The following is a 16,577-nucleotide window of genomic DNA, read 5'->3' on the forward strand; positions in this document are numbered from 1 at the left end:
ATGAAGACTTAAAATATAAATTACTTCTACTATAAATAAATTTAGTTAGAAGTAATTTTTTATTTTAGTCTTCATCATTTATTTTAAATAATTAACTTTTTCCACTACAGATTCCCATAACCTCTATTCCATCTTTTATACATTCTATATTGAGAGGAAAATCTGGACCTTTTTCCCCATCAATATCTGTTATAAGAGAATCTTTACATTCTATATCTACTTTTTTAGTTTTAAAATATAATATTTCATTTCCATTATATTGGTCTAAGTAATCACCCCTAAGCACACTTATCAAAACTGGTATTGATTTTGGAATTGGCATTCCTTTAAAAATAATTACGTCTAAATATCCATCATCTATTTCAGCTTTATATGCTAAATTTATATTTCCTGCTGTTTTTCCATTAAAAATCAGCATAAGATACATATCTCCATCATAATTCATCTCTTTGGAATATACTTTTATCTTAAACTTCCTCATATACAATGCTTCTTCTATTCCCTTTATATAATAAGAAATTCTTCCAAACGAATTCTTTAAGTCTGTGCTTATTCTTTGTGATACATCAGTAAACATACCTGCACTTGCGACATTTATAAAGTATTTATTATTTACCTTCCCTATGTCTATTTTCTTTGGCTTTGAATTTATGATTTCTTTTATAGCTTCTTTTATATCAAATGGAATTTGAAGAGCATTTGAAAAATCATTTGCAGTTCCTGTAGGTAAAATTCCAATTGGAATCTTTATATCTAACTCTTTCATTGAATTTACAACTAAATCTATAGTCCCATCACCACCTGCTATTAGTATATGGTCATAGGAACTATCTACTTCTTTAAATGCATTATTTACAGGTTCTTTAATATTCAATCTGTAGGGTATCAATAAATAATTTTCTTCTTGATATAATTCTATAATAGTATCTAAATTTGATAATATTTTTTTTTCACCTGAATTAGGATTGTATATAAGTTTTACTTTTTTCATTATTTCTCCTTACTTATTTTATTCTTTTAATATCCAAAGTCTTCGTTTAAGAAAATTACATGTATTCTTTCTGGTGCTAATTGTCTTTTTATAAGTGTATAGCTACAGCAGATTCTTCCTGGACTTGAACAATCTATACAGACACCAGTAGTCTTACAACCAGTATTTGTATTCAGTCTCTTGCAATTTGCTGGAGCAGCTATTGTTTTAGTTCTTTTTATAGCTTCATCTACATCTTTAACTATTTTATTTACACCTGCTACAACTATTACTTTATCTGGTCCATATATCATAGCAGCTACTCTATTTCCATTTCCATCTAGATTGTAAAGTTCTCCATTTTCTGTTATTGCATTAGTACTTGTAAAATAAGCATCTGCACAAAATGATTTTCTGTATATTTCTTTCATTTCTTCTGGTTTAATATCTTTTGCATATCTATCAAGAAAATCATACTTTTCTCTTATAAAGTCAATAACTCCTGTTTCAAATAAAGTCATAGAGCCTCCACAACCTACTAGAGAACCTACTTCTACTATTTCTTCAATTTTTTTAAGAAGCTCTTCTTTATTATTTACTAGATACCCTTTCATGTTATTATTTTCTAGAGATTTTATCGTTTTTTCTATTCTTTTTTCTTTAAGCCAATTTAGATTTTGATCCATCTTAACTTCCCCCTTATTTTCAATATGTATTAGTTTATTATAAATTTTATTTTCTTTATAACTTTATTTTAGTACATCTAAAAAAAAATACAATATAAAACTTTAAATAAGTTTTCCATAAATTTCTTTATAAGACTAACTCATAATTTATAATTAAAAAGGAAAGTAGATGTATTTTTCTACTTTCCCTATATTGTATGTAGTATTATATATTTTCTGAAATCTATATATTAATTATATGCTTTATTTTATTAAATATCACAATTGATTTAAGTGTAATATCATATTCTTTTTTAAACATATAAATTGTATTATTAAGTTTATTATATCCAATTTTAATAAATAATGTCACTAATTTGATGAAGAAGATGCTATAGCTGCACTTGTAGCTGCCATTACACAAGCAACTTGAATAGCAACAACAATATTTAAAAATATATTATTAGCTATAGAATCTATATTATTCTCTTTTTGTATTGAATCCGCATAAATAGAAGCCACAATAGCAGAACTAATCATTACTCTATTGCTTTTTCCTAAAGACCAATTCCCAAAACCTTTTTCTTCTTTAAGTCTATTTGAAACATTTTTTATATTTTCTATTATTTCATTTTCTTTATAATCTAATAACGAAATTGCTCCTATTATTGGATACCCATAATAATTTAACTTACAATCATTCTCTTTAAATGCTTTTTTAAGTTCAATAGTTTTTTTGCATTTACCCATAGTTCTATCTTCACTAAATAAAAGAATTTGAGATAGTGCTTGTAAGTCATTTCCTTTATAAAAACCATTTTTATTTAGAAATTCATAACATTTTTCTATATATTCTAAATCTTCTTCTAAATTTTTTGAATGAATTGCAATAAGTGCTATATTACAATAGTCATCACTAGATGTTAAAAATGGATGTTTTTTCTTCATATATTCGTACACTGTTTTCATTTTTGATATACATGTAATATAATCCATTTTATCTCTATTTTCATAGACTATTGATGCTGTAAGTGGTAGATATGTATCTCCCCAAAACTTTTCATTTTTAAGATTTTTATATATCTCTAAAATCATCTTAAAACTACTTTCTGGATTTGATTCAAATGAAAGTAGTGTTGCCATATAAAATATGTTATATCCTCTAAAGTTAGAGAATAATCCAGTATTTTTTTTAATAAGCTCTATTCGTTCTTCTACTACTCTAGGGCTTATCCTCTTGTTCTTAAGCGTAAACGCAAGTGCACAACTATGTTGAATTAATCCCATTTGCCAAGAACCTTTAATCTCATTTAATGCTTTATAATTTTCTATTAATAAGTTTATTTTTCCATTTATAAAAGTTTGTTCCATATTGCCCTCCCAGTAATATACATTGTTGTATTAATTAACTTAATATCTATTATATATGTAATAAATATTGCAATCAATACATATTACTTGAAGAAGTTCTATTATTCCATAATGATGTATCCTTTTTTATAGTGCCTTCCCATATTATTAACCCTGTCATAATACTCTGATTCACTTTCGTTACTCCATTTGGGTATAAATACATCTATCGCATTAGAATTGCTAAAATACTTACTAGACCCCCTATCCATAACGGTTTTTACTTTACCATCTACAATAATCTTAGTTCCAAAACTCAAGTGATTATTTGCCACAAAACCATCTTCTAAATCATCTCCTGTAGCAGTTATAGCTCCATATCCATTTTCTTGGTTAAGACTGGTGTAATAACTCACTTCAAATGTTATAGGAATTAAATCCTTTATTTTGATTCCTAGCTGGTTTTCTAGCCTCTCTTTTTGCACTTTTAATTTATACTCATCACTGTTTTTATAGTCTTTCATACCTTGATTATATTTAGAATTAAAGTTTTGACCTGAAGTTACTATAGTATCTATATTTACTATAGATTCTTTACAATGCTCCGCATCTATTTTTGTTTCTCCATTTACCAATAATGGAGTTAAACATACACTACATACAACACATGTAATCAATGCTTCTTTAAGCTTCATAAATTCCCCCCTTATTATTTTGATATATTAGCATATTTAATATTATATGTCTACATTTAGATTTAAATGCCACACTCATTTGCTTTAAGAAGTTGTCTTATACTTAATTCACCCTAAACCCTTATAAATCCTCCATCTTAGAATCATATAGTACAAAGCTTTTATGATTAAATATATTTTTTATTAATCTTTTTGATAGCTCAAAACTACTTCTATTTAATTTTTCTATTTTTAAGAATTTAAGAATTTAAATTCTATAATTTTAAAACACATTGATTTTATTTTTTTGAAATGCTATAATTTTTTTAAGAGGTGATTAATATGATAAAAAATACAAAACAAATTACAATTGAAGTTAATGAAGTTTTATTACAAGAAGTATACAAAATGACTAATAATGAAAATAAAGATTTATCAAACTTGATAAACGAATCAATCATAAATTATATTCTTGAAAATAGAAAAGACAATATTGAAAATAAAGACTTAGAAGAAGTAATTGATTTCTACAAAAAAGAGAATATAGAAAAACCTAAAAGTGCAGCAAGAGCTATTGCTGAAGCAAAAACTCATACGTTATATTAAACAAATAAAAAGTTCCTAAAAATTAGGAACTTTTTATTTGTTTAATAGCTATTAATATCTATTTTAATAATATTTATTTCATATTTATAAATACTTATTTAAACAAGAATATAATCTAATACATCGTCATTTAATATACCTAAAACAATCAATATAAAAATAAAATTACAACTTTTAATATACCTAAAAAACAATTCATTTGTATAAATAATAAAAAAATTTTATTTTTCTATTTAATAACCAATATTTAGTTAAATTCTGATTAACTCTAAGTCTAATATAAAATCAAATCTTAATAAATTTAATTTTATATTAGACTTAGAGTATTAAAATGTGTTAGAAAACTAAGAATACTTAATAAAGAAATCTATGTATTTTACAGTTTACTCTACTTTTAATTCATTTGAATAATTATTGTAAAAACTATTTATTTTATGATAATTAAATTTATTTTAAAAATAACTAAAAAGTTTTAGTTTTTATATACTATTAAGTGCCTAAATGTTCATACATTTAAACGTACAATTAATACAAAAAATATATATTTAAAGTTATTCTTGTTGTTAATCTCAACAAACTATTCATCTTTTTTAATATCTTTTACCCATTTTTCAACAGAATTTAATTCTTCCTCATTTACCCCCTTTTTGAACAATGCCTTCATAAAGCTTTCAATAGAACTTCCATGCATATTATCTAGAAAAGTTTTTGTTTCAAAATGTAAATATTCATCTTCTCTAATAATAACTGTATAATGTGTATGTCTATCTATCTTTTTCGCATCTAAGAATTGCTTATTTACTAATCTTGATAAAAGTGTTAGTGTTGTAGTTTGCTTCCAATCATATAGTTTTTCCATAGCTTCAATGACATCTTTTGATGTTACTGTAAAATCTGACCCCCAAATAAATTTCATGACCTTTAATTCTGCTGGTGGTATCTTAGTAATAGTCATATGATTTTACACTCCTCTCAAACTTATATTTTCAGTACTACCCAAACATATAAAATCCCAAAGTAAAAAATAAATTTTATTTTTATATATATTAAGTATAACAGATTATTAAGTTAAAATTCTAATATTTAAGATAATATACCCATTTTATAATCAATAAATATCAATCTTTGAAATAACTATAAATTTATTTCAAAAACTATTTTTGAGTTTATCCATATGTTATAATAAATGTATAAAATTTTGATTGGTGGGTTATATATGAATGCATTTATTAGAAAACGAAACAAGAATTATGTAGTTTATCTCGAATTTACAGATGAAGATACTGGAAAGAGAAAACAAAAGAACATGGGTATTTTTGATAAAAAAAGAGATGCGAGCAAAAGGTTAAATGAAGTAAAGGAAAGTCTATATAAAGATGGCTTTTTAATTCCAAACGAAATCACTGTCTCAGAATTTCTATTAGATTTTTTAAAAAAGTACAGTGAAAATATATCATTAGCTACATACAATAATTATGTTAGTATTTGTAAGAATTATATTAATCCCTCTATTGGTAAATATAAAATACAGGATTTACATCCAATTCATATACAGAACTACATTGATAAACTATCTCATAAATTGAATCCTCAATCAATTAAGATTCATATAAATATATTGAAACTTGCAATAAAAAGAGCATACAGACTCAAATTAGTAAAAGAAAATATTATGGATAATATAGAAACTCCAAGATATAAAAAATTTAAAAATGAAATTTATGACAAAGAGCAAATGATAAAATTGTTGAACTTATCAAAAAATACATATATGGAATTACCTATTAATTTAGCAGTTGGTTTAGGTCTTAGAATTTCAGAAGTTTTAGGTTTAACTTGGGATAATATTGATTTTGAAGAAAATACAATAACTGTAAATAAGATAACAGCTCGAATTAATGGCTCTGTAATTCTTAAAGAACCCAAAACGGAAAGCTCTATTAGAAAAATATCTGCTCCAAAGGAATTAATCTTTTTACTAAAAGAATATAAGATAAAACAAAATAAAAATTTATTAAAGTCTTCTATTAGAAATAGTCGTGACTTGTTATTTTTCAATAAAAAATGTGAACCTATTGCTGAAGATGTTATGAGTAAAAAATTCAAAAGATTTTTAGAAAAGAATGACTTGCCCCACATTAGATTTCATGATTTAAGACATTCACATGTTACTTTACTTATAAATTCTAAGGTACCTATAAAAGTTATCTCAGAAAGAGTTGGTCATTCAAATATAAATACAACCTTAAATGTTTATTCCCATGTTCTAAAAGAAATGGATAAAGAAGCATCTGACAAAATTTCTGAAAATTTATTTAATGCCAATTAATATTACATTTTTTTAATTATAATTACTCTAGCCTTTATCATCTATAAAATTAATTTTTACTACTAATAAAATTAAAGCTAAATTAATATTCAAATTTAATTTTATAATAGAATAGTTAAAATATATTTATTACAAAATAGTTTTAGTATTATAAACACAGCTTCTACTTCGTAAATTAGGAGGATTGTTATGAAAAAAATTATATTCAGAAAAGCTACAACAGATGATATGTTAGGTATTAATAAGCTAGAATTAGATGTTTTTTCGGTAGAACAAAAGATTCCAAAAGATATAATCCCTATTTCTTAAGATATTGATGAAATTTTTATGGAAGCACGTGACACAACAGTTAAAATCATTTGTAGTTTAGGTGGTATTGTTACTGGTAAAGCTGAAGATTTTTATGATGAACCAGTAACTCCTATAACTTTACAAAAAATATATTATCATAAAAGAGAATCTCTATAGACTTATGAAATTATACTATATAATTTTTGCTTATTATGTCTCCAAACATTATTGTAATTTGACCCAATGTAAACAATTAACTTAGATTTGGAGACATATACTTTTTTATAATCTAAAAAATCCATATATATTTCTATCCATGATTCCATTTGTGTTATCTCTATAATTCTTTTTACTAAAGTATATATACTAAATAAAAAACCTCCTAATATTTGATTAAAAACTTACACACTTATATAGCGTATTCTCAAACATTAAAAGGTTTTTATTCTAATAATTATAATTAGTAAAAATTATATTTAAACTAATAATTATTTATCTCTCCCATACATTTTAGCTAATTGTTCTTGTATCTCTTTACTTTCTAAATACTCATCGAAATCCATCTTTCTGTCCATTAGTCCATTTGGAGTTATCTCTATAATTCTATTTGCTATAGTAGATATAAACTCATGGTCATGAGAAGTAAATAAAAGCACTCCTGGGAATTTTTCAAGTCCTTTATTGACAGAAGTTATACTCTCTAGGTCTAAGTGGTTAGTAGGATCATCTAACACAAGTACATTTGCATTTGAAAGCATTAGCTTACTAAGCATACATCTAACTTTTTCTCCCCCAGATATAACTTGAGCTTCTTTTAAAGCTTCTTCTCCAGAGAATAACATTCTACCCAAAAATCCTCTTATAAAACTCTCACTTTTTTCTTCAGAAAACTGTCTAAGCCAGTCAACTAGAGAATACTCTACTCCATCGAAAAACTTATTATGGTTTTTTGGAAGATAATCTTGAGAAGTAGTTACTCCCCATTTATATTCTCCACTATCTGGTTCAAGTTCTCCCATAACTATATTTAAAAGTGCAGTAGTAGCTATTTCATCACCCATAAATACTACTTTATCATCTCTATCCAATCTAAATGAAACATTATCAAGTACTTTAACTCCATCTATAGTTTTAGTTAAATTGTGTACTTCTAAAACTTCATTACCAATTTCCCTAGCAGGTGTAAATCCTACATATGGATATCTTCTTCTTGATGGTTGTATATCTTCAACTTCTAATTTATCTAATTGTTTCTTTCTAGATGTAGCTTGTTTAGCTTTTGAAGCATTAGAACTAAACCTAGCTATGAATTCCTTTAATTGAGCTATCTTTTCCTCAGTCTTTTTGTTTTGGTCTTTAGCAAGTTGTAATGCTAATTGACTTGATTCATACCAGAAGTCGTAGTTTCCAACATACATCTGTATTTTACCAAAGTCAACATCAACTATATTAGTACATATTTGATTTAAGAAATGTCTATCATGTGATACTATTATAACTATAGACTCTTCTAAATCCATTATAAAGTTATTTAACCAATTTATTGATTTGAAATCCAAGTGGTTTGTAGGCTCATCCATTAATAGTATTTCAGGTTTACCAAAAAGTGATTGTGCTAACAACACTTTAACCTTCTCTCCACCAACTAATTCTTTCATTTGTTTGTAATGCATATCCTTAGTTATACCAAGACCCATAAGTATTTTTTCAGCATTAGTTTCTGCATCCCATCCATCAAGTTCTGCAAACTCACCTTCAAGCTCAGCAGCTTTTATTCCATCTTCTTCGCTGAAATCTTCTTTCATATATAAAGCATCTTTTTCATGCATTATACTCCAAAGTCTTTCATGCCCTCTTATAACAACATTTAAAACAGTTTCTTCCTCATATTCGAAGTGGTCCTGTTTTAAAACTGACATTCTTTCTTTATCAGTTATAGATACATTCCCTGTATTTGGTTCTATTTCTCCTGATAATATTTTTAAAAAAGTAGATTTTCCCGCACCGTTAGCTCCTATTATTCCATAGCAATTTCCTTTAGTGAATTTTAAGTTAACATCTTTAAATAGTTCCTTATCACCAAATCTAAGTCCAACACCTGTAACTTGTAACATTAATGTATTTTCCTTTCTTTTTGTTCATAATTTATTTTATCATAAAATTTTGATAACATTTTTATTATCACGTAAACAGCATATTTTTTATACCAAATTTGTGAAATATTTATTAAAATTGTATTAAAGATTGTAAGTTTCATAAAAATTAACAATCTATTATATTATACTTATAAAAAAATCAAATTGCAACTTTATTAATTCTTTTACACACTCTAAATACTTTATTTGAATCTTTAAACTGTTTTAGCTATTAGTTAAAATATAGTTTCTGTATAATTAATCATAGTTTATATATCATTAATACTTAAAAAGAGTACCTAAGTTTGTAAGTACTCTATTTATATGATTTTATATTTTAGCAAAATTACATGCAGGGTAAGTACATACATCACAGTTCATACAAAGACCACCATGACCATATTTAGCTATATCATATTTGTCAAGTTTTTCATCTATTAAAATCCTAGATAGAACTATATCAAATACTGTAGTTTTATGATACATTGCACATCCAGGTATCCCCATAATCGGAACTTCTCCATAATAAGCAAGTAAAAACATTGCTCCTGGTAATATTGGTGAACCATATGTAATTAAGTCAGCTCCAGTCTCTTTTATAGCTGTCGGTGTGACATCATCTGGGTCTACACTCATTCCACCAGTACAACAGATAAGTTCTGCTCCTTGACTTATAAATTCTTTTATTGCATTTTTTATGATATCCTTATCATCTGGACATATAGTTTGGCCTATAACTTCACATCCAAACCCCTTTACTTTTTCTTCTATTACTGGTCCAAATTTATCAACAATTCTACTGTAAAATACTTCATTTCCAGTAGTAACGATTCCTACTTTTTTAGGTTTAAAAGGTATTACTTTGACTATTTTTCTGTTATCAACTACTTTTTTTGCCTCTTCTAGTTTTTTCTCATCTATGACTAGAGGTATGACTCTTGTTCCAGCTACTTTTAGCCCTTTATTTACTACAAAATTATTATGAAGAGTTGCCATCATTATTTCACCAACACAATTTAAATCAAAAAGTGCATCAACATCTATTTTTAAAAGCCCATCACATGCTGCTATAAAATCTATCTTTCCTTCTTTTATTTCACTGAAATCTAAATTTTCTCCAGCAGTTAATTCTTTTAAAAATAAAGCTCCTTCATTTTCATGAATCATTCCCTCTGATTTTTCCCATACATATAAGTTGTCTTTACCAAGAGATAATAAAACTGGAATGTCTTCTTCTTTTACTACATGTCCCTTTTTAAATTTTCTTCCTTTAAATTCTCCTGGTATTATTTGAGTAATGTCATGACATAAAACTTGTCCAACAGCATCTATAGTTTTTATTAATTTCATAATTTGCCCCCTATTCTTTCATAATCCACTTTCGTATCAATATCTAATAACATTTTTTTGGGAACTTCTACATATTTTATTTTTGATGAATTCTTTAAAATAGTTTTCCCTTTTTCATCTTCTTTAAGTGCCAACAATTCCTTTTTTTTGCTAAATGGAAATATAACTGGATTTCCACATACATCTTTGCATCTTGGAATTACTATAAAATTTCTATCTAATTTAAAAGTATTTATAATTTTATCTATATATAAATCATCAATAAATGGTTGGTCTCCCACAAAAAACATATATCCATCACATTTTGAGCTATTTAAAATTCCTAATTTTATGGATTCACTCTGACCTATATTTGCATCTTTATTATCTACATATTTAAAGCCATATTTATTACATAGTGCTAAAACTTCTTTATATTGACTTACAACTACAACTTGATGAAAATTAATTTTACTAACTGCCTTAAGTACATGTTCTATTATAGAACATCCATCATATTCCAATAAAAGTTTATTTTTTCCCATTCTTCTGGCAAATCCTGACGCCATTATTACTGCATTTATCATATATATCATTCCTTAACATTTATAATGTATTGATATTGTTATGATTTTATAGTATCTTTATTGATATTATCTATATATATAATATCACATAAACTATTTTAATACTTCAATATCTTATACAAAAATTTTGTTTTATACTTCCATAAAATATATCTATTTCGCTTTCATGCTCTTTAATAATTTTAATTAAATTTATAGCTAAACTTTCATATATTTCATTTTCGACTTTATTAATAAATAATATTTTTTTCCCATGATAATTTTTAAACAATCCTTTTGGATTTAATACTACATTTTTTAAATTATAAAGGCTTACTGTAGGATTATCATTTATATTACACATATTTAAATTAGTTATTTTTTTAAATTCATCTAACCTATGTATATTTTCTTCATTAATATCCATTCCAAATGAAGTTATATCTAATATACCTATAGTTTTTGTAGTTTTACAATATACTACTGGTTCTCCATCATTCCAACCTTTAAGTTTTTTTCTCTTTGAACCATCACCTTCTATCAAGACCAAATCAAATTTGTCTATCATTTTTTCTAAATCAGATAACTTTATTCCTACTATTTTATTTTCATTATTTATACAGCTTCCACATACTGTTACTCCATGACAAATAGATGGAATAGAAATTCCACCTATTGTCATAAATATATTGTCATAGTCTTTTCTATCAGGTAAATATATTTTAGTAGTTGTTGTAAGTAAAACTTTTAGCTTATCTCTATAAAAATTCGCAAAGTATTTTATAAATGAAGTTTTTCCTCCTGCTCCAACTACAGTTATTATTTCATTTGCTCCTATCATATTTGATAATTTCACACTTTCACCTCTCATAACTATTTCTTTTAAATATCCTAAATTTTATTTATTTGAAATTTATAATTTAACTTTTTTAGTAAAAGTGATTTTTGAAATTCTATAAACTAAAAAGTAAATAGATTCTGTTGTAAACAACAAGGCGGATCCAATTCGCCGCTAAGCTGTAAGCTTATACGCTATCAGTTTATCTTTTAATTATTATTAAGATATTCTTATTCTTTGTGCTTGCTTTAACACCTGAGGATTATTCTGCAAATAAGATAAATCAACTATTTGTGATTTTTTTAATATATTAAGACTTGCATTTACATCTGCGTTTATAATCATACCCTTACTAGATTTATATTGACCACGTGTTATTCTTTCTCCCTTAAATTTGTATTTCTGTACATCATCCAAATTAATATCAGGAAGATAATCATTGGCAAAAAAATCTGATTTACTAGTATAGCTTTCTTCTTGTCTAATGAAATTAATATTTTTTATTTTACATAGGTACTCTAGTTTTCCTTTTATCTCTCCAAAAGGAATTCTTATAAAATTTCTATATATTTTCTTTTCCATATTATCACTTTTTTCTAACTTAGCATTATATCCTACAATTAAATTGCCAATATTATTTTTTACACAGTAGTCAATTATGTAAAAGCAAGTTTTATTTACATAGTCTTTAACCTGATTATTTCTTTTATTCCATACTTTAAATTGTTTTCTTGTAATTAAACTTATATTCTTTTTTAATTTTAAAGCCTCTATTTTATCGTTTTGCTTATTTGCCCATTGATTCACAGACTTAAGCCTTCTCCCATCTATAATAAAACTATCACCTAAATTGGTAGTACAAGTACATAAGTTTTCTAAACCTAAATCTATTGCCAGTGCATTTTTTTTATTTGAAACTTCCTCTGATTTCGGTATTTCATAACAATACTGAATTTCAAAGAACCTAGCCTTATGTTTAGGTATTATTCTTATTTCCTTAACTTTTTTGTCTAATATATTATTTGGAACTTTTATACTCACCTTTCCATACATTTTTTTAAATGCTGGAGACATAGGAACATTTAAAATTCCATCGTCTTTAATTCTTATTTGACCTATTATTATACTAAAAAAACCTTCTTTGTCTAAATACTTAGGTGATTTTATTCCTCTAAAATCATACTTGCCTTCTTTAGCTAATTTAATTAAACCAAAAAATGACCTAAACGAACTATCAACTTCTTTTAGTATTTGTTGTGCTACATTACTATTGAGTAGTTTATAGTTTTCATTTTCTTTACACACATGATAATTAGCTTCATAATTAAGATGCTCTCCTTGATTAAAGTAATGTTGTCTGACATTATATGTACCAACATTATACAAATTCTTTGCTAAAAAGCACATCTCTCGCAAAGCCTGATATTCTTTTTTAGTTAAATTTTTTAATTGTTGTCTCTGAGTCCCATAATGTATGTTTTTTGTTCTATTTGGCATAAACTCACCTCCTTTAACTCTTACTCTATTAGACATTATATATGGTATTTTTAGAAAGCACCATATATAATGTCTATTCAATTACTTTATTTTACAAAATAACTTAATTTTATACTTTATAGTATATCATTTATTAAATTTATTTGTTATTGTTTTTCATACCCATGTACACTTTTTCAAAAGTTATAGGAAGCTCTCTTATACGAACTCCAGTAGCATTAAAGATTGCATTTGCAATTGCTGGTGCTGGCGTATGTATAACTATTTCTCCTAAAGATTTAGCTCCATAAGGTCCTCCTGGGTCAAAATTATCAGCAAAATCTACCAATATATTTCCTACTTCTTTTTTTGTAGGAACCTTATACTGCAAGAAACTGTCTGTCAATAACTTTCCATCTCTATCAAATTTAGGGTCTTCATACATTGTAAACCCTATTCCCATCATTACTCCACCTTCTACTTGTATTCTAGCTAATGTTGGATTTATAACTGTACCACAGTCTGGGACACATGCAAAATTTATTACCTTATATTCCCCTGTATTTTTATCTAATTCTATTTCAGCAAATCCTGCTATAAATGGTTTTATTCTTTTTAACATACCAAATGATTCTGTTGCTTCTAAAACAACTGGTACATCGTCACTTGAAAACCCAATACCTCCAACTGACTCTCTTCCTAATTCCTCTAATAACACAAATTTACTCTCATCATTCTTAACAAAAATTCTATCTTCACTTAACTCTAAATCTTCTTTTTTAGACCCGAGTTTAGATTCTGATATTGAAAGTAATATTTCTTTTAATTTGTTTGCTGTTTTTATTGTTGCATTTCCTGTAACTGTTGTAGTACAAGAAGCAAATGCACCTGTATCATATGGACATAGGTCCGAATCACCTGTATAAACAGATATTCTATCTACAGTCGTATTTAAAGTCTCAGCAGCAATTTGTGCTTGAATTGTATCAGCTCCTTGGCCTAAATCAGCAAGACCAGATAATAACTTATATGTCCCATCTTCATCCATTCGTATAGTCACTGTTGCCATATCCACACGTGGTATACCAGAACCATGATTTGCCACTGCCATACCTACTGCCCTTACCTTGTTATTGCCTATATCTTTACACGGATATTTATCATCCCAATTAATTAATTCTTTCCCTTTTTCTATACACTGTTTTAATTCACAGCTTAGTATTTCTTCTTCTGCTGCTTTTCCATTAGTATATCTATCTATTATGTTTTTAACTCTAAATTCAAGAGGGTCTATACCAACCTTATTAGCTAATTCATCAATAGCACTATCTATTGCAAATATGCCTTGTGTAGCTCCATAACCTCTAAGTGCACCTGCTGGCAATCTATTAGTATATACTGTTCTAGCATCAAATCTAACAGCATCAATATCATTATATATTGGTAATGTATTATGACCTGATTCTGAAGAAACAGAAACTCCATTACCACCATAGGCACCTGTATTATTTAGTGATTTTAATTCTATCGCCTTTAAATTTCCTTCTTTGTCTGCACCTACTCTAACATCAAAAAACATTTCATGCCTACTATTAGAACCTACAAAAGTTTCACTTCTTGTAAAAACAAATTTTGCTGGTCTTCCAGTTTTCATAGTCACAAATGCAGTAAATATATCTGTTGCTGCTATATTCTTTCCTCCAAATCCACCACCTATTCTAGGCTTTATTACCCTTATTTTAGAAGAAGGAATCCCCAATACTTTTCTAAGTATTCTCTTTACATTGTGTGGTGATTGTAATGATGACACAACAACAATCCTATCATTTATATCTTTATATGCATATGACCTATGAGTTTCCATCATACAATGTGATTGACTTTGAGTCTTATATGATGCTTCTACCACAAATTCACTTTCTTTAAGCTTAGCCTCAACATCACCAAACTCGAAAAACTCTTTTGATACTATATTATTTTTTGCATCTAATCCAAAAGGATATGGTTCTACTATATCTTGTTCTGGATGTATAATAACTTCATTTCCTTCTGCTTCTCTTGCATTAAATACAGGCTTTAAAGTTTCATACTCTACTTTTATCATTTTTAAAGCTTTAATGGCTGTTTTTTCATCTTCTGCTGCTACTAATGCTACCTCATCTCCAACAAATCTAACCGTATCTTCAAGTAAGACTCTATCATAAGGAGATGCTTCTGGTTCTGTTTGACCTGGAACACAATATCTAACTTGTGGGACATCTTTATAAGTATAAATTCCTACAACTCCTGGAATTTTTTCAGCTTTTGACGTGTCTATATTCTTTATTTTGGCATGTGCATGTGGACTTCTAAGAAGTTTAACAGTCAAAACATCTTTATGCATAATAAGGTCTTCAGTATATAGAGGCTTTCCTGTCACAATTGCTGTACTATCTATCTTTCTTATCCCCTTATTAATCATTATCTATTACCTCCCTCAATAGCACTATACATCCTCTTAACTAGCGCACTTGCCATATCTATTCTATACTCTTTGCTTGCTCTCATATTACTTCCATAAATTAATTCTTTACCTACAATAATAGATGCTTTATCTATATCCTTTTCTTTACTCAATATATTACTTGCTTCAAGTGCTAATTTAGCCCTTTGAGGTCTTGCTCCAATTGCTATTTTATAAGTATCATTTTCTTTTAACATAGCTGAATTTAATATAGCAAAATCTCCTGTACATTTTCTTATTGAATCAAACACAGCTACTGCATCTTTCTTAGGAAGTATTACTTCAATTAATATATCTTTATTTAATTCACTATCTAAAAACTCATTTAGCTCTAATATTCCACTATTGTATAACCTTACCTTCGCACCAACAACTAAAAGTACTGGAATCAAGTCAGAAAAACCATATTTCGAAAATACACTAGCTCCAATTCTTGCTCCTTGTCTAAATTGAACACCAACTATATTAGAAACAGCACTTGAGACTATTCCACTACAATAATTTTTAATAGTTTTATTTATTTCTAAACTTCTCAAAGATGTATCTGCTCCTATTAGTATATTTTTTTCATCCTCTTTTATATAGTCTAGATTTATATCCTTTAAATCTATGGCTGTTCCTATGTTTTTATTGCTTAATTTTATAAATCCGCAACCACCTAAAATAACATTATTTTTTTTAGAAATTAAAATTTTATATGCTTCTTCCAGGCTTTGTGGAACAGAATATTCTTTTATAGTAACCATCTTATCCCCCTTATATCATATTTATTAAAACTTGAAATCTATTAAGTACATTGCTTTAATTTTTATAAATATATAGTAATCTTAATTTAGTTCTATTAA

At 26.7% G+C, this 16,577-nt stretch carries 15 protein-coding genes; 3 read left to right on the forward strand and 12 right to left on the reverse strand.

What is annotated here, in order from left to right; all coding sequences use genetic code 11:
* Positions 1 to 91: 91 nt before the first annotated feature.
* The 4 genes from KGF41_RS03745 to KGF41_RS03760 form a co-directional block, all read right to left on the reverse strand.
* Positions 92 to 991, reverse strand: a complete 900-nt coding sequence (locus KGF41_RS03745) for a YegS/Rv2252/BmrU family lipid kinase (RefSeq protein WP_227827928.1) — start codon at positions 989 to 991, stop codon at positions 92 to 94.
* Positions 992 to 1,017: 26 nt separating this feature from the next.
* Positions 1,018 to 1,656, reverse strand: coding sequence for a lactate utilization protein (locus KGF41_RS03750; protein WP_227827927.1), 639 nt, complete (start codon positions 1,654 to 1,656; stop codon positions 1,018 to 1,020).
* A gap of 351 nt (positions 1,657 to 2,007) precedes the next feature.
* Positions 2,008 to 3,006: a DUF4003 domain-containing protein gene (locus tag KGF41_RS03755; protein WP_227827926.1), complete on the reverse strand. Its 999-nt coding sequence runs from the start codon at positions 3,004 to 3,006 to the stop codon at positions 2,008 to 2,010.
* 101 nt (positions 3,007 to 3,107) lie between these two features.
* The gene (locus tag KGF41_RS03760) at positions 3,108 to 3,680 is read right to left on the reverse strand and encodes a hypothetical protein (RefSeq protein ID WP_227840537.1); all 573 of its coding nucleotides are present in this window, start codon (positions 3,678 to 3,680) and stop codon (positions 3,108 to 3,110) included.
* A 321-nt stretch (positions 3,681 to 4,001) separates the two neighbouring features.
* Between KGF41_RS03760 and KGF41_RS03765 the strand changes: the two genes are divergently transcribed.
* On the forward strand, positions 4,002 to 4,265 hold the full coding sequence (locus tag KGF41_RS03765; protein WP_227827924.1) for a hypothetical protein: 264 nt from the start codon (positions 4,002 to 4,004) through the stop codon (positions 4,263 to 4,265).
* 577 nt (positions 4,266 to 4,842) lie between these two features.
* On the opposite strand, the gene KGF41_RS03770 is transcribed toward KGF41_RS03765, so the two are convergent.
* Entirely contained in the window at positions 4,843 to 5,220 is a 378-nt protein-coding gene (locus KGF41_RS03770) for a BlaI/MecI/CopY family transcriptional regulator (RefSeq protein WP_227827923.1), read from the reverse strand.
* 261 nt (positions 5,221 to 5,481) lie between these two features.
* On the opposite strand from KGF41_RS03770, the gene KGF41_RS03775 reads away from it, so the two are divergent.
* Together KGF41_RS03775 and KGF41_RS03780 are read left to right on the forward strand one after the other, a co-directional pair.
* Positions 5,482 to 6,594 carry a tyrosine-type recombinase/integrase gene (locus KGF41_RS03775; protein ID WP_227827922.1) on the forward strand — a complete coding sequence of 371 codons (1,113 nt, stop codon included), beginning with the start codon at positions 5,482 to 5,484 and terminating at the stop codon, positions 6,592 to 6,594.
* A gap of 327 nt (positions 6,595 to 6,921) precedes the next feature.
* On the forward strand, positions 6,922 to 7,062 hold the full coding sequence (locus KGF41_RS03780) for a hypothetical protein (protein WP_227827921.1): 141 nt from the start codon (positions 6,922 to 6,924) through the stop codon (positions 7,060 to 7,062).
* A 311-nt stretch (positions 7,063 to 7,373) separates the two neighbouring features.
* Here the strand turns inward: KGF41_RS03780 and KGF41_RS03785 are convergent, their stop codons facing one another.
* From KGF41_RS03785 to KGF41_RS03815, 7 genes are all read right to left on the reverse strand, one after another.
* A complete protein-coding gene (locus KGF41_RS03785) occupies positions 7,374 to 8,999 on the reverse strand; it encodes an ABC-F family ATP-binding cassette domain-containing protein (RefSeq protein ID WP_227841603.1) in 1,626 nt (541 codons plus the stop codon).
* A gap of 351 nt (positions 9,000 to 9,350) precedes the next feature.
* A complete protein-coding gene (locus KGF41_RS03790; RefSeq protein WP_227829379.1) occupies positions 9,351 to 10,370 on the reverse strand; it encodes a molybdopterin-binding protein in 1,020 nt (339 codons plus the stop codon).
* Positions 10,367 to 10,936 (reverse strand): molybdenum cofactor cytidylyltransferase, encoded by a 570-nt coding sequence (gene mocA / locus KGF41_RS03795; RefSeq protein WP_227829380.1) that lies wholly within the window; start codon positions 10,934 to 10,936, stop codon positions 10,367 to 10,369. Before mocA ends, KGF41_RS03790 begins: the two co-directional genes overlap by 4 nt.
* Positions 10,937 to 11,042: 106 nt before the next feature.
* A complete protein-coding gene (gene yqeC, locus KGF41_RS03800) occupies positions 11,043 to 11,771 on the reverse strand; it encodes a selenium cofactor biosynthesis protein YqeC (RefSeq protein WP_227850309.1) in 729 nt (242 codons plus the stop codon).
* Between the two features lie 201 nt (positions 11,772 to 11,972).
* A complete protein-coding gene (locus tag KGF41_RS03805; RefSeq protein ID WP_227841601.1) occupies positions 11,973 to 13,250 on the reverse strand; it encodes an RNA-guided endonuclease InsQ/TnpB family protein in 1,278 nt (425 codons plus the stop codon).
* A gap of 139 nt (positions 13,251 to 13,389) precedes the next feature.
* Positions 13,390 to 15,690 carry a molybdopterin cofactor-binding domain-containing protein gene (locus KGF41_RS03810; RefSeq protein ID WP_227829383.1) on the reverse strand — a complete coding sequence of 767 codons (2,301 nt, stop codon included), beginning with the start codon at positions 15,688 to 15,690 and terminating at the stop codon, positions 13,390 to 13,392.
* Positions 15,690 to 16,478 (reverse strand): FAD binding domain-containing protein, encoded by a 789-nt coding sequence (locus KGF41_RS03815; RefSeq protein WP_227829384.1) that lies wholly within the window; start codon positions 16,476 to 16,478, stop codon positions 15,690 to 15,692. Before KGF41_RS03815 ends, KGF41_RS03810 begins: the two co-directional genes overlap by 1 nt.
* Between the last annotated feature and the right edge of the window lie 99 nt (positions 16,479 to 16,577).

This window comes from Clostridioides sp. ZZV14-6150 (genome assembly GCF_020657875.1).
GTDB lineage: Bacteria > Bacillota > Clostridia > Peptostreptococcales > Peptostreptococcaceae > Clostridioides.

Bases quoted from the DNA above. Each gene is read 5' to 3' on its own strand.
- KGF41_RS03750 (WP_227827927.1), bottom strand. From the start codon at position 1,656: ATGGATCAAAATCTAAATTGGCTTAAAGAAAAAAGAATAGAAAAAACG.
- KGF41_RS03775 (WP_227827922.1), top strand. From the start codon at position 5,482: ATGAATGCATTTATTAGAAAACGAAACAAGAATTATGTAGTTTATCTC.
- KGF41_RS03785 (WP_227841603.1), bottom strand. From the start codon at position 8,999: ATGTTACAAGTTACAGGTGTTGGACTTAGATTTGGTGATAAGGAACTA.
- KGF41_RS03815 (WP_227829384.1), bottom strand. From the start codon at position 16,478: ATGGTTACTATAAAAGAATATTCTGTTCCACAAAGCCTGGAAGAAGCA.
- KGF41_RS03810 (WP_227829383.1), bottom strand. From the start codon at position 15,690: ATGATTAATAAGGGGATAAGAAAGATAGATAGTACAGCAATTGTGACA.
- KGF41_RS03770 (WP_227827923.1), bottom strand. From the start codon at position 5,220: ATGACTATTACTAAGATACCACCAGCAGAATTAAAGGTCATGAAATTT.
- KGF41_RS03755 (WP_227827926.1), bottom strand. From the start codon at position 3,006: ATGGAACAAACTTTTATAAATGGAAAAATAAACTTATTAATAGAAAAT.
- KGF41_RS03780 (WP_227827921.1), top strand. From the start codon at position 6,922: ATGGAAGCACGTGACACAACAGTTAAAATCATTTGTAGTTTAGGTGGT.
- mocA (WP_227829380.1), bottom strand. From the start codon at position 10,936: ATGATAAATGCAGTAATAATGGCGTCAGGATTTGCCAGAAGAATGGGA.
- KGF41_RS03805 (WP_227841601.1), bottom strand. From the start codon at position 13,250: ATGCCAAATAGAACAAAAAACATACATTATGGGACTCAGAGACAACAA.
- KGF41_RS03745 (WP_227827928.1), bottom strand. From the start codon at position 991: ATGAAAAAAGTAAAACTTATATACAATCCTAATTCAGGTGAAAAAAAA.
- KGF41_RS03765 (WP_227827924.1), top strand. From the start codon at position 4,002: ATGATAAAAAATACAAAACAAATTACAATTGAAGTTAATGAAGTTTTA.
- KGF41_RS03760 (WP_227840537.1), bottom strand. From the start codon at position 3,680: ATGAAGCTTAAAGAAGCATTGATTACATGTGTTGTATGTAGTGTATGT.
- KGF41_RS03790 (WP_227829379.1), bottom strand. From the start codon at position 10,370: ATGAAATTAATAAAAACTATAGATGCTGTTGGACAAGTTTTATGTCAT.